Genomic DNA, 12,748 nt, shown 5'->3' on the forward strand with positions numbered 1-12,748 from the left:
GTGCAATGCCGGCCGCACGGGCGCGGGACGGAAACACGCCGAAGTCCTCGCGCCCGTACGGTCGTTCAGTGCGTCAGTAGCACTCGTGCTTGCCCTTCTTGACGGACATGTTGAGCCCGCTCAGCTTGAAGGTGCCGGCCGTGGTCGCCCACGCACGCTGCTTGACGTCGGTGAAGTGCACGCTGTCGGCCTGCTGCGAGAACGAGTCCGGCAGGTACTTGTCGCCCTTGTGCGGACCCGGGCCCTTCGTGCCCTTGTCGACCGAGACACCGATGTCGATGTTCTTGAACGTCGCATTGGTGCTCATCTGGTCGGCGTCGACGTAGAGCTTCTTCGCCTCGACCTTCGGGCTGCCCTTGGCACCCGCACCGAGGTTCATCGACACGTCGCCGAAGACCGGCACGGGAATGACGACCGACTGGCACAGGTTCCTGATCTGCGCCGAGTTCATGCCGACGACCGTGACGGGCTTCTGGCCCTTGGCCGTGCTGTCGATGGCGCCGTACTGAACGAAGCCGTTCGCGTCGAGCGACTCGGCAGTGAGCTTGAACTGCTGACCGGAGACGCTGAACGATGCCGCCAACGCGCCCTGCGAGAGCGCGACGCCGATGGCGGCGGTTGCGGCAACGCTGGGCACCATGACCACGGCGAACCGCTTCCATCTGGTCCCGCCACGAGCCTGGGACTCCATGACTTTCCTCCTTCTCGGACGTACATCTCCGGCCCGGGCACTGCCGAGCGGCAGTCGCTCCCGGCCTGGGATGGGAGAAGTGCTACGTCCTCGGGAAGGGGAACGCCGCCGTCGAAGACGTGTCTGCGTCAAGACGTCACGTCCGAGCTGTCGGCGATCACCCCCGAGCGACAACCACTGGCCACGCTCACGCGCAACCTGCTTTGTACGGACAGGCCCTGCCTGGGCAGAGACCCCCCTGTCCGGGAAGACCGGCGATGTTCCGGGCGCGCCGTGCAGCGCTCGCGCGGCGCTGATGCCGGTCTGCTCGGTGGGGACCCACAGCCGCGCAGCACCGAATGGATTGCCGGGCTGCGAGCGATGGACCGAGCTTGGCCGATCGTGGTGCATCTGAACGCTCCGCACAAGGGGGTTCGTTACTTACGAGTAACGCTCAGGTCACCGGAGTGGGAGTCTCTGGTGCAGACCGGGTACGCAGCGTCGCCGGAGAGTGGCGTGCGGAAGAGGGGTGAAAGGAGCAATACCGGACGAGAAGACGAAGATCCGTTACCGGACGTAACAGCGGCCGCGTTCGCCAAGTTTTGGCAAAACGCGGCCGCTGTTGTCGCTAAATCAATGAGTAGTGGCGGGGACGGAGCTGGTCAGCACGGCCGCCGACGAGCCCCGGTCGCCCACGGTCAGAACAACACCCGGGCGAGCGCCGCACGCGCTGCGACCACCCGCGGGTCCTCGGAGCCGATCACCTCGAAGAGCTCGAGCAGCCGCAGCCGCGCGCGCTCCCGCTCGTCCCCCGCGCTCCGCTGCACCGTCTCGACGAGCCGCGAGAAGGCGTCCTCGACGTGGCCGCCGGCCATGTCGAGGTCGGCCACGCGGAGTTGGGCCGCGACGTCGCGCGGGGCGTCGGCGGCCTCCTGGCGCACCTGGCGCGCGTCGAGCTGCTGCACACGGCCGAGCAGCTCGGCCATGGCGAGGCCGACCTTCGCCTCGGTGTTGTTGGGCTGATCGGCGAGCACGTTCTTGTACGCCTGGACGGCACCGCCCAAGTCGCCTGCGTCCAGGGCCTCTTGGGCCGCGGCGAGCACCGGGTCCTCGGGGGCTGCGGGTTCGGCGGCGGGCTCCTCGGCCTCCTCCGGGACGCCCTGGAGCCCGGTGATGCCGAACCGCTGCTCGGCGACCTGGACGAGTTGGTCGAAGGTCTGCCTGATCTGCTCGTCGCCCGCGGCCCCCTGGAAGAGGGGCAGTGCCTGGCCCGCGATGACGGCGAAGACCGCGGGGATGCCCTGGATGCCGAACTGCTGCATCAGCATCTGGTTCTTGTCGACATCGATCTTGGCGAGGAGGACGCGACCGGCGTACTCCTTCGTCACCCGCTCCAGCGCGGGCGAGAGCTGCTTGCACGGCTCGCACCACTCGGCCCAGAAGTCGATGACGACCGGCACCTCGGCCGAACGCTGGAGGACGTCGGCCTCGAAACCGGCCTCGTCCACATCGATCACCAGACCCGCCGGTGCGGGCGCTCCGCCCCCTTCGGCGGAGCGCGTACGCGCCTGCTCCGCCTTCTCCTTGGCCTCCCCGGCCGCCTTCACCGCGGCGAGGTCGACGACTCCGCTCATGGACATGTTGCGTGGCTGCATAAGACCAGTCTCCCCCTTCCGCGCGGGCGGTTGTGCACATGCGCCGGGTCCCCACCCGGCTCGTGGTTGTCGCAGCAGGAGTGACCGCCCGGAGGAGACCGGGCAGGGCAGGAACGCGAGACGCACTCGCACGGCCCTGCATTCCGCTACGCGTCGTAGCGTAACACCGTGCCGCCGAGGCGTGCAGCCCTCCGGGGACGAGGGGCGAACGCCGCCAACTCCCTTCCCTGACCAGGGAGAACCGGTTACCGGGGAGTACTCCGCACGCGTACCCGGCGGTATGGTGCGCACCATGACAGCCCCCTCCCGCCCGCGACGCGGCCGCCCCCGGAGCCCGGAGGCCGACCGCGCGATCCTCGACGCCACCCGGTCCGCGCTGGTGGAACTGGGCTGGAGAAAGGTGACGATGGGGCTCGTCGCCGAACGGGCCGGCGTGGCCAAGACCACCCTCTACCGGCGCTGGGCGAGCAAGAGCGAGCTGGTGGTGGACGCGGTCTCCGTGCTCTTCGACGAGCTCCACCTCCCCGACAGCGGCAGCCTCCGCACCGACATCGAGGACGTCGTGCTCGCCTTCGCCGAGCTGCTCCGCCGGCCGGAGGCGAAGTCGGCGCTGATGGCCGTGGTCGCCGAGGCGACGACGGAGCCCGTACTGCGCGCCAAGATCAAGGAGATCCTCGTCGGGCGGCAGAAGCGGCTCGTGGTGCTCGGACGCCAACGCGCCCAGGAACGGGGCGAGTTGCCCTCCGACCCGGGCGGTCCCGAGCAGGCCTCCCGCGCCATAGACCTCATCTTCGACGTGATAGCGGGCGCCGTCGTCCACCGCTCCCTGATCAGCACCGAGCCGATAGACCGCGAGTGGGCACAGCGCTTCACCAACCTGCTCCTCGGCGGCCTCCCCGCCACCTCCGAGTGATCCCGGGCCGCGGACCGCCGCGGCCGCGGCCCGGGTGGCTCAGAAGACGGGCGGCTCGGTGTAGACGCCCCACTCCTCCCGCAGCGCCCCGCAGATCTCCCCGAGCGTCGCCTCGGCACGCACAGCGGCGAGCATCGGCTCGATGAGGTTCGCCGAGCCCCGCGCCGCCTCGACCATCGCCGCGAGCGCGGCCGAGACGGCGGCGTCGTCCCGCTCGGCCTTGCGCTCGCCGAGCGCCTTCACCTGCTCCTGCTCGACCTCGTGCCCGACGCGGAGGATCTCCAACTCCCCCGTGACCGAACCCGTGTGGCAGTTGACGCCGACGACCTTCTTCTCCTCCTTCTCCAGCGCCTGCTGGTACCGGAAGGCGGACTCGGCGATCTCTCCGGTGAACCAGCCGTCGTCGATCCCGCGCAGGATGCCCGAGGTCATCGGCCCGACCGGGTGCTCGCCCGTCGGCACAGCACGCTCCGCACGCTCCAGTATCCGCGCGAAGACCTCCTCGGCCTGCTCCTCGATCCGGTCCGTGAGCTGCTCGACGTACCACGAACCCCCCAGCGGGTCCGCGACGTTGGTGACCCCCGTCTCCTCCATCAACACCTGCTGGGTACGGAGCGCGATCTCCGCCGCCTGCTCGCTGGGGAGGGCGAGCGTCTCGTCGAGCGCGTTGGTGTGCAGCGAGTTGGTGCCGCCGAGGACGGCGGAGAGGGCTTCGAGCGCGGTGCGCACCACGTTGTTGTACGGCTGCTGCGCGGTGAGCGAGACCCCTGCGGTCTGCGTGTGGAACCGCAGCCACTGCGCCCGCGCCGTCTTCGCGCCGTAGACGTCGCGCATCCACCGGGCCCAGATCCGGCGCGCCGCGCGGAACTTGGCGATCTCCTCGAAGAAGTCGAGGTGCGCGTCGAAGAAGAACGAGAGGCCCGGTGCGAAGGTGTCGACGTCGAGGCCGCGGGAGAGCCCGAGCTCGACGTAGCCGAAGCCGTCGGCGAGGGTGTAGGCGAGCTCCTGCGCGGCCGTGGAGCCGGCCTCCCTGATGTGGTAGCCCGAGACGGAGAGCGGCTTGTACGCCGGTACGTCGCGGGTGCAGTACTCCATGAGGTCGCCGATGAGGCGCAGATGGGGTTCTGGCTTGAAGAGCCACTCCTTCTGCGCGATGTACTCCTTGAAGATGTCGGTCTGGAGCGTGCCGTTGAGCGCCCCCGTGTCGACGCCCTGCCGCTCGGCCGCGACGAGGTACATGCAGAAGACCGGGACGGCGGGCCCGGAGATCGTCATCGATGTGGTGACGCCGTCGAGCGGGATGCCGCGGAAGAGCACCTCCATGTCCGCGGCCGAGTCGATCGCGACGCCGCAGTGGCCGACCTCGCCGAGGGAGCGGGGGTCGTCCGAGTCGCGGCCCATGAGCGTCGGCATGTCGAAGGCGACGGAGAGCCCGCCGCCGCCGGCGTCGAGGATCATGCGGTAGCGCTCGTTGGTCTGTTCGGCGTTGCCGAAGCCGGCGAACTGGCGGATGGTCCAGGTGCGTCCGCGGTACCCGGTGGGGTGCAGACCGCGCGTGAACGGATACTCGCCCGGCCAGCCGATCCGCTCGAACCCCTCGTAGGTGTCCGTGGGTCGGGGGCCGTACACCGGCTCCACGGGGTCGCCGCTGAGCGTGGTGAAATCCGCGTCCCGCCGGTGGGCGGCGTCGTAGCGCGCCTGCCAGCGGTCGCGGCCCTGTGCGATGGCTTCAACATCCATGCGGCCAATTTAATTGGACGTCCTACTATCCGTCTACGGGAGCAGGTCAGCCCGGTACTCGGCTGTCCCGGACCGGCTCCAGGAGGAGGACGAGCGTCCCGGACTCCGGCCCGGGCCGGGGGAGTTCAGGCCCTGACCGGGTCCTGCTTCGCGTCGGCGAGGAGCGGCTCGACTTCGGCGCGCACCCGGCGCTCGACGAAGAAGGCGGCCGTCGGAATCGTGCCGGCGACGAGGACCCAGAGCAGCTTGCCGAACGACCAGCGCGCCTTCTGCCCGAGATCGAAGGCGAAGCCGAGGTAGACGATGTAGAGCAGGCCGTGCGCCTGCGAGACGACGAACGTGACGTCCTCGCCCACGCCGAAGCCGTACTTGAAGATCATGCAGGCGCAGAGCACCAGCAGCATCACGGCGGTGACGTAGGCCATCACCCGGTAGCGGGTCAGCACGGTCCTCTTCATGGGGACGAGCCTAAGCGGTCCGCTCCGTGCACTCTCCGGCGGGTATGCACGGAAGGCTCCGCGTCAGTCCTCCTGGAAGTCGTCCGCCGCTATCCGCAGCGGGCGCAGCATCTCGAAGATCTGGCGGCACTCCTCGGAGTCGTAGACGCCGAGGCCGAAGTCGATCGCCATCAGCTCCCGCGTCGTCGCCTCGCAGACCTCCCGGCCCTTGTCCGTGATGGAGGCGAGGGTGCCGCGGCCGTCGTTGGGGTTCGGACGCTTGGCGACGAGCCCGGCCGACCGGAGGCGGTCGATCGTGTTGGTGACCGAGGTGGGATGCACCATCAGCCGCTCGCCGATCTTGGACATCGGCAGCTCGCCCTCGCGGGAGAAGGTGAGGAGCACCAGCGCCTCGTACCGCGCGAAGGTGAGCCCGTAGGGCTTGACGACGGCGTCCACCTCGGCGAGCAGGATCTGCTGGGCACGCATGACGGAGGTGATCGCGGCCATCGACGGCACGGAGCCCCAGTGCTGCTTCCAGTGCTCGTCGGCGCGGGCGATGGGATCGAACGTCAGGCTCAGCGGCTTCGACACGTGGCCGACCCTACCGGCCGCCCACATGGCGGTTGTAGCGGTCTCACGCAACGGGCGGACGCAGCGGTAGGACGCGTGGCGGAGGGGCCCCTCCGCCACGCGTCCCGGTACGGCTGCTCAGCGCTCGCCGAGGAGGCGGTCCACCTTCTCGACCTTCTCGTCGAGGCCGTTGGTGACGCCCGGACGGATGTCCGCCTTGAGCGTCACGGACACCCGGGGAGCACGTGCCTCGACGGCGGCCGTCGCCCTGCGGACCACGTCCATGCAGGCATCCCAGTCGCCCTCGACGGAGGTGAACATCGCGTCGGTGCGGTGCGGGAGCCCGGACTCGCGGACGACGCGCACGGCGTCCGCGACGTACTCCCCCACGTCCTCACCGACGCCCAGCGGCGTGATGGAGAATGCGACGATCATGAGTCCACGCTACTGGGAACGCTCGTCTGCTCCTTGCGGGCGCGGGCGGCGATGACCCCGGCCTCCTCCTCCCGACGCAGCATCCGGTCGGCGAAGAACCCGCCCGTCGGCAGGACGGAGAGGACGAAGTAGAGAGCCGCCTTCGAGAAGGGCCACTTGATCCTGTTCCAGGCGTCCGCCCAGAAGAGGACGTAGAGGATGAAGAGGATCCCGTGGATCGCGCCCATCACGGGCACGGCGTTGAAGTCGGTGGTCCGCTTCAGGACGGAGCAGACCAGCAGGAGGAGGAAGGAGACCGCCTCGGGAGCCGAGGTGAGGCGGAGTCGGCGGAGGGAGGAGACGGCCTTGGGCGGCAGCCCGCTCGGAGTTTCCAGTATGGCCACGGCTGGGTCCTTGTTTGTGAAGGGATGCACAAGCGTCTTCCATTGTGGCAGCAGTCCCGGCGATCCACGCCGCCGGGTAAGTTCGCGGCGTGACTGACTTCCGACTGCACGGCAGCAAGGTGCTCGCCGTCTCATTGGGCGGGGACGCCGTCAAGGCGAAGAACGGGTCGATGGTCGCTTACGAAGGGCGGATGGCCTTCAAGAAGTTGACCGGAGGCGGGGAAGGGCTCCGCGGGATGGTGAGCCGAAGACTCACAGGGGAGCAGATGACGGTGATGGAGGTGAAGGGAGAGGGCGTCTGCTACTTCGCCGACGAGGCGAGGGACATCAACCTGGTGCGGCTCGGCGGTGAGAAGCTGCACGTCGAGGCGAGCAACCTGCTCTGCACCGACTCGGGGCTGCGCACGGGCACCACGTTCACGGGGCTGCGCGGCGCCTCGCAGGGCAACGGCCTCTTCACGACGACGGTGGAGGGGACGGGCCGGGCGGCACTGCTCTCGACCGGACCCGCCGTGCTGCTGCGCGTCTCGCAGGGCACACCGCTCCAGGTCGATCCGGGAGCGTACGTCGGGCACCAGGGGGAGTTGCGGCAGAGCTTCCAGTCGGGCGTCAACTTCCGCACCGTGCTGGGCGAGGGATCCGGCGAGTCCTTCCAGATCCGGTTCGAGGGAGAGGGCCTGGTGTACGTGCAGCCGAGCGAGCGCGCGACGGTCGGGGGCGATCTGTGATGCCGTTCAAGGAGCTCAGCGCCAAACTCGTGGAGGCGCAACTCGTCCCGGGGCAGCGGATGTTCAGTCAGCGGGGCGCGATGGTGGCCTACAAGGGCGAGGTCAGCTTCACGCCCAACATCCAGGGCGGACAGGGCGGCTTCGGTTCCATGATCGGGCGACGGGTCGCGGGCGAGGCGACGCCGCTGATGACGGTCGAGGGCCGCGGCACGGTGATGTTCGGGCACGGCGGCCACCACGTCGAGGTGATCGAGCTCGACGGGGAGACCCTCTGCGTCGAGGCCGACCGGCTCCTCGCTTTCGACGGCAGCCTCCAACAGGGGACGATGTTCCTCGGCAAGGAGGGCGGCGTCATGGGCATGGTCCGCGGCCAGATGACTGGCCAGGGCCTCTTCACCACCACGCTCCAGGGCAAGGGCGGCGCCGCGGTGATGGCGCACGGCGGCATCATCCGGCTGCCGATCACGCCGGACCACCCGGTCCACGTCGATCCGCAGGCGTACGTCGCGCACCACGGCGACGTACGCAACCGGCTCTCCAGCGCACTGAGTTGGCGCGACATGGTTGGGCGCGGCTCGGGTGAGGCGTTCCAGCTCGAGCTCTCGGGGAACGGCGCCGTTTTCGTGCAGGCAAGCGAGGAGAAGCTGTGAGGGACCAGGCAGAGCCGCTGGACTTCCGTACCCTGCCGGCGGACGACAACGTCAACGACTACGCCTTCTGCGTCGCCCTCGACGGGCGGTGGTTCCTGCAGAAGGGCAAGATGATCGCCTACTACGGGCAGATCGAGTTCCACGGCGTCGGCCACGGCCCGCTCGACGCGCTGATCGCCTCCAGCTTCCACTCCCCGCTCCACGCGGCGGACTGGGTCGTCGCCGAGGGCAGCGGCAAGATGCTCCTCGCCGACCGCGCCTTCGACGTCAACTCCTACGACCTCACCGACGGCAACCTCACCGTGCGCTCGGGGAACCTGCTCGCCTTCGAGCCCTCGCTCTCGCTGAAGCAGTCGATCATTCCGGGGTTCCTGACGCTGGTGGGCACGGGGAAGTTCGTCGCCGCCTCCAACGGCGAGGTGCACTTCGTCGAGCCACCGGTGCGCGTGGACCCGCAGGCGCTGGTGGGGTGGGCGGACTGCCCCTCGCCCTGCCACCACTACGACCACGCCTACCTGCGCGGATTCCTCGGCGGCGTACGGTCGTTGACGGGGATCGGCGGCGCCTCGGGCGAGGAGCACCAATTCGAGTTCACGGGTGAGGGAACGGTGCTCGTCCAGTCGACGGAGACGATGCTCGCCGACCGCGAGACCGGCAACGTGCCCGGCCAGGCCGGCGTACCGGGCGGGCAGCAGGGGCAGGCGGGCCCCGGCTTCCAGCGCTCGTACGGCTGAGGACGGGGGCCCGGGCGAGGTCGCTCGGGTCCTCATCTTCCGCCCGCCACCGTCAACTTCGGTGAACGCAGCGCGCGCGGTGCCGGCCCGGCTCGGTAAGGTCTCCGGCATGGAGACGGAGAACGGCACGGCCTGGCTGTCCGAAGAGGAGCAGCGGACCTGGCGCACCCATCTGGAGGTGAGCCGCCTGCTGACCTACCAACTCGAACGCGACCTCCAGCCGTTCGGGCTGACGATGAACGACTACGAGATCCTCGTCAATCTCTCGGAGTCCGAGGACCGCAGGATGCGCATGAGCGACCTCGCCGCGGCCACCCTCCAGTCGAAGAGCCGGCTCTCGCACCAGGTCACGCGGATGGAGAAGGCCGGCCTCGTGCACCGGGAGAGCTGCGAGTCGGACCGGCGCGGCCTCTTCGCCGTCCTCACCGAGTCGGGGTGGGAGACCATGCGCAAGGTCGCACCGCACCATGTCGACTCCGTGCGGCGGCACTTCATCGACCTGCTGCCCGCCGAGCGGCTCGCCGCGCTCCGCGAGACGTTGGAGCCGGTCGCCGAGGAGCTGCGGGAGCGGCGCGGGCGGGTGTGAGCCTCAAACCTCCTCGGTGCGGGGCCCGTTGAGGTGCGCCAGGACCCGGTCGGCCGCGTCGAGGTACTCCTCGCGCACGATGTAGCGGGTGATGCCCCAGCGGCGGGCGTGCACCGCGGTCGCCGCGGCGATCTCGTCCACCGTGCCGAGCCAGACGTACGGCGAGGCGAGGATCTCCGCGGCCGTGGCGCCGATCCGGTCGCCGAGGTCGTGCGCGGCGCGCTCGGCGTCGTCGGTCACCTCGGCGTGCTGCACGAGCGCCTCGCGCTCGGGCGGCGTCTCGCGCCCCGCGGCCGCCTCCTCGACGAGCGCGGCCTGCCGGTCGATCTGCGCGCCGCTCCAGCGCACCTCGTGGTCGTACCCGTCCGCGAGCGTGCGGCCGAGGCCGGTGAGCGCCACGATGTCGGCGTGCTCCCCCGCCCAGCGCAGGAGCGCGGCGTTGCCGCCGCCGACGGCGAGGGGGATCGGGCGCTGCACCGGCTCCGGCATCGGCATACGTGCCCCGACCGCCTCCAGCTCCGGGCCGTACGCGGTGACTTCGCCACCGTCGAGCAGGGTGCGGCAGGCTTCGGCGACGGCGATGAGCCGGCGTACGCGCGCGGCGGCCCCCGGCCGTTCGCGGCCGAGCATCCGCCACTCGGCCGGGGTGTGTCCGGCGCCGAGGCCGAGGCGTGCGCGTCCCCCTGAGACGACGTCGAGCGTGGCCACGTCGGAGGCGAGGAGGAGCGGTTCGCGGACGCCGGCCTGCGCGACGTTGGTCCCGAGCGCGATCCGCTCCGTCACGGGAGCGGCGGCCGCGAGGGCGACGAAAGGGGAGGCGGCGGCGCCCGGGTGGTCGGCGGCGAGGAGCGCCGCGTAGCCGGTGGCCTCGACGCGTCGGGCGAGGGCCGTCCAGGAGGCGGCGTCGCGGGGCTTTGCCTGTACGGCGAGGGTGGGCATGCTCGGAGCGTAGAGGCGCACCCGGTGGCGCAGGGGCTGTTCCGCCGCGGGTGAACGGCGGCTAGCCGACGGGAGGCCGGCCGCCCTCGGCCGTCGGCACGCGGAGCACGAAGCTTGCCCCGCCCGCGGGTGACTGTCCCACCGTGAGCGTCCCGCCGTGCCGTTCGGCCACGTCGCGCGCGATGGCGAGGCCGAGTCCCGCGCCGCCCTCGTCGCGGCTGCGCGCGTCGTCGAGGCGGACGAACCGCTCGAAGATCCGCCGGCGTTCGGCCTCCGGCACGCCGGGCCCGTCGTCCTCCACGGCGAGTTCGAGGCGGCCGGGGCTCTCGCGGCGCATGCGGACGCGCACCTCGCTCCGTGCGTGGCGCTCGGCGTTGTCGAGCAGGTTGCGCAGGACGCGTCCGAACTGGCCGCGCGAGCCCGCGACTTCGTCGGGGACCAGGGACTCGGCGCGGGGCGCGACGCGGTGGCCCGCGCGCTGCGAGAGCTCCTCGCGGACGAGTTCGGCCGGCGAGAACCGGCCGTGCTGCGGGCGCTCGCCCGCGTCGAGCCTGGCGAGGAGCAGGAGGTCGGCGGCGAGCTGCTGGAGGCGGACCGTGTCGGTCACCGCGCCCGGCAGGTCGAGGAGTTCGGGGTGCGCCTCGGCGACCTCCAACTGGGTGCGGAGGGAGGCGATCGGGCTGCGCAGCTCGTGCGAGGCGTCGGCGACGAAGCGGCGCTGGCGCTCCGTCGAGGTCTCCAGCGCGGCGAGGGTCTCGTTGGTGGTGTGTGCGAGGCGGGCGATCTCGTCGCGGGAGTCGGGCACGGGGACGCGGCGTCCCAGGTCGGCGCTGGCGGTGATCGTCCCCATCTCCCTGCGGATGCCCTCGACGGGGCGCAGCGCACGCCGGACGACGAGCCACGTCACCCCGGCCACCACGACGAGCAGCACGGGCAGGCCGACGAGCATCGCGCGGGTGACGGTGGCGACGGCCTCCTCCTGGTCGCGGAGGGAAGCGCCGGCGTAGACGGTCACCGGGGTGCCGTCCGCCGTCGTCGTGCGCACGGCGACGACGCCGAAGTCCTGCTCGCCCACGGCGTCTTCGGCGCGCGTCGGCTCGCCGTCGTCGTCCACGGGGAAGGTGACGGTCTCCTCCTCGCTCCCGCTGTCGGCGTCGGGTTCGGCGGAACGGTCGTCCTCGTCGTCGGGATCGTCGTCCTCGTCGTCGCGGTCCTGCGAGGCACGTTCGGGACGGTGGAAGTCGGCGAAGGGTGCCTCGCCCTCCAGGTGGTCCGAGGCGCCGAGGACCCGGCCGTCGGCGTCGACGACCTGTATCGGGTCGTCGTCGAGCGCGTCGAGGCCGTGCACGTCGCCGGTGGCCGCCGCGGAGGTCTGCGCGGCGACCTCGCGGGCCTGGGCCTCCGCGGCGAGTGCGGCGTTGTCGGCGAGCCCGGAGCGGAGCACCGAGACCACGAGGAGCCCTACGGCGACGAGAGCGGCCGCGACCACGGCCGTCGCACCGAGCGCGGCACGCAGCCGCACGGAGCCGCTACGCATGCGCGTCCCCTTCGGTGAGCCGGTATCCGGCCCCGCGCACCGTCGTGATCCAGTCGGCGCCGAGCTTCCGTCGCAGCGCGCTGACGTAGACCTCGACGATGTTCACGTCGCCCTGGTAGGCGAAGTCCCAGACGTGCTCCAGGATCTCGCCCTTCGAGACCACCTCCCCCGCCCGCATCGCGAGGTACTCGAGGACCGCGAACTCCTTAGCCGTCAGCTCCGGTCGGCTCTCGCCCACCGTCACGCGCCGTCTGGCGGGGTCGAGCGTGAGGCGGCCGAGGCGGAGCAGGGCGTCGCCGCGGCCGGCGCGGCGGCGGAGGAGGGCGCGGATGCGGGCGAGGAGGACGACGTAGGAAAACGGCTTGGTGAGGTAGTCGTCGGCGCCGGTGTCGAGGCCCTCGGCCTCGTCGTACTCGCCGTCCTTCGCCGTGAGCATGAGGATCGGCGTCTCGTCGCCGGCGGCGCGGAGCTCGGCGCAGACGCGGTAGCCGTTGAGGCCGGGGAGCATCAGGTCGAGGACGACGAGGTCGTAGCCGCCTTCGCGCGCGAGGTGGAGTCCTTCGATTCCGTCGTGCGCGAGGTCGACGGCGAAGCCCTCGGCGCGGAGCCCCTTGGCGAGGGACTGCGCGAGACGCCGTTCGTCCTCCACGATCAGCAGGCGCATCCGTACACCTTGCCAGAGCGCGCCTGAAGCGCTCTTCAGCTCGCTTCAGGTCCCCTTCAGCATCCTCGTCGCACGGTGGTCCCCTGACTCGGTCCGATCCCGAC

Annotated in this window: 15 protein-coding genes; 5 read left to right on the plus strand and 10 right to left on the minus strand. The window is 70.9% G+C overall.

Annotated features, from left to right (window positions below):
* Positions 1–73: 73 nt before the first annotated feature.
* Both UWG_RS0111400 and UWG_RS0111405 read right to left on the minus strand, forming a co-directional pair.
* On the minus strand, positions 74–691 hold the full coding sequence (locus UWG_RS0111400) for a DUF6230 family protein (protein ID WP_016907340.1): 618 nt from the start codon (positions 689–691) through the stop codon (positions 74–76).
* Between the two features lie 677 nt (positions 692–1,368).
* Positions 1,369–2,325: a tetratricopeptide repeat protein gene (locus tag UWG_RS0111405; protein ID WP_029391360.1), complete on the minus strand. Its 957-nt coding sequence runs from the start codon at positions 2,323–2,325 to the stop codon at positions 1,369–1,371.
* Positions 2,326–2,605: 280 nt separating this feature from the next.
* Between UWG_RS0111405 and UWG_RS0111410 the strand changes: the two genes are divergently transcribed.
* Positions 2,606–3,238 carry a TetR/AcrR family transcriptional regulator gene (locus UWG_RS0111410; protein WP_016907342.1) on the plus strand — a complete coding sequence of 211 codons (633 nt, stop codon included), beginning with the start codon at positions 2,606–2,608 and terminating at the stop codon, positions 3,236–3,238.
* A 39-nt stretch (positions 3,239–3,277) separates the two neighbouring features.
* Here the strand turns inward: UWG_RS0111410 and UWG_RS0111415 are convergent, their stop codons facing one another.
* From UWG_RS0111415 to UWG_RS0111435, 5 genes are all read right to left on the minus strand, one after another.
* The gene (locus UWG_RS0111415) at positions 3,278–4,978 is read right to left on the minus strand and encodes a coenzyme B12-dependent isobutyryl-CoA mutase large subunit (protein WP_016907343.1); all 1,701 of its coding nucleotides are present in this window, start codon (positions 4,976–4,978) and stop codon (positions 3,278–3,280) included.
* A gap of 125 nt (positions 4,979–5,103) precedes the next feature.
* Entirely contained in the window at positions 5,104–5,436 is a 333-nt protein-coding gene (locus UWG_RS0111420; protein ID WP_016907344.1) for a DUF3817 domain-containing protein, read from the minus strand.
* A 63-nt stretch (positions 5,437–5,499) separates the two neighbouring features.
* Positions 5,500–6,009 carry a MarR family winged helix-turn-helix transcriptional regulator gene (locus UWG_RS0111425; protein ID WP_016907345.1) on the minus strand — a complete coding sequence of 170 codons (510 nt, stop codon included), beginning with the start codon at positions 6,007–6,009 and terminating at the stop codon, positions 5,500–5,502.
* Positions 6,010–6,126: 117 nt separating this feature from the next.
* A complete protein-coding gene (locus UWG_RS0111430) occupies positions 6,127–6,423 on the minus strand; it encodes an MTH1187 family thiamine-binding protein (RefSeq protein ID WP_016907346.1) in 297 nt (98 codons plus the stop codon).
* Positions 6,420–6,806 (minus strand): DUF3817 domain-containing protein, encoded by a 387-nt coding sequence (locus UWG_RS0111435; RefSeq protein ID WP_016907347.1) that lies wholly within the window; start codon positions 6,804–6,806, stop codon positions 6,420–6,422. Before UWG_RS0111435 ends, UWG_RS0111430 begins: the two co-directional genes overlap by 4 nt.
* 89 nt (positions 6,807–6,895) lie before the next feature.
* On the opposite strand from UWG_RS0111435, the gene UWG_RS0111440 reads away from it, so the two are divergent.
* The 4 genes from UWG_RS0111440 (at position 6,896) to UWG_RS0111455 (ending at position 9,504) form a co-directional block, all read left to right on the plus strand.
* Entirely contained in the window at positions 6,896–7,534 is a 639-nt protein-coding gene (locus UWG_RS0111440) for an AIM24 family protein (protein ID WP_016907348.1), read from the plus strand.
* Positions 7,534–8,184 carry an AIM24 family protein gene (locus tag UWG_RS0111445; protein WP_016907349.1) on the plus strand — a complete coding sequence of 217 codons (651 nt, stop codon included), beginning with the start codon at positions 7,534–7,536 and terminating at the stop codon, positions 8,182–8,184. The genes UWG_RS0111440 and UWG_RS0111445 overlap by 1 nt, the downstream gene beginning before the upstream one ends.
* On the plus strand, positions 8,181–8,918 hold the full coding sequence (locus tag UWG_RS0111450) for an AIM24 family protein (protein WP_016907350.1): 738 nt from the start codon (positions 8,181–8,183) through the stop codon (positions 8,916–8,918). Before UWG_RS0111445 ends, UWG_RS0111450 begins: the two co-directional genes overlap by 4 nt.
* 109 nt (positions 8,919–9,027) lie before the next feature.
* The gene (locus tag UWG_RS0111455) at positions 9,028–9,504 is read left to right on the plus strand and encodes a MarR family winged helix-turn-helix transcriptional regulator (RefSeq protein WP_016907351.1); all 477 of its coding nucleotides are present in this window, start codon (positions 9,028–9,030) and stop codon (positions 9,502–9,504) included.
* 3 nt (positions 9,505–9,507) lie between these two features.
* Here UWG_RS0111455 and UWG_RS0111460 read toward each other — a convergent pair whose 3' ends face one another.
* The 3 genes from UWG_RS0111460 to UWG_RS0111470 all read right to left on the minus strand — a co-directional run bounded on the left by UWG_RS0111460 (position 9,508) and on the right by UWG_RS0111470 (position 12,644).
* Positions 9,508–10,443, minus strand: coding sequence for an LLM class flavin-dependent oxidoreductase (locus UWG_RS0111460; protein ID WP_029391362.1), 936 nt, complete (start codon positions 10,441–10,443; stop codon positions 9,508–9,510).
* 61 nt (positions 10,444–10,504) lie between these two features.
* A complete protein-coding gene (locus UWG_RS0111465; RefSeq protein ID WP_016907353.1) occupies positions 10,505–11,980 on the minus strand; it encodes a sensor histidine kinase in 1,476 nt (491 codons plus the stop codon).
* A complete protein-coding gene (locus UWG_RS0111470; protein WP_016907354.1) occupies positions 11,973–12,644 on the minus strand; it encodes a response regulator transcription factor in 672 nt (223 codons plus the stop codon). Before UWG_RS0111470 ends, UWG_RS0111465 begins: the two co-directional genes overlap by 8 nt.
* Between the last annotated feature and the right edge of the window lie 104 nt (positions 12,645–12,748).

Origin of the sequence: Streptomyces xiaopingdaonensis (assembly GCF_000262345.1) — a bacterium.
Classification (GTDB): Bacteria; Actinomycetota; Actinomycetes; order Streptomycetales; family Streptomycetaceae; genus Streptomyces; species Streptomyces xiaopingdaonensis.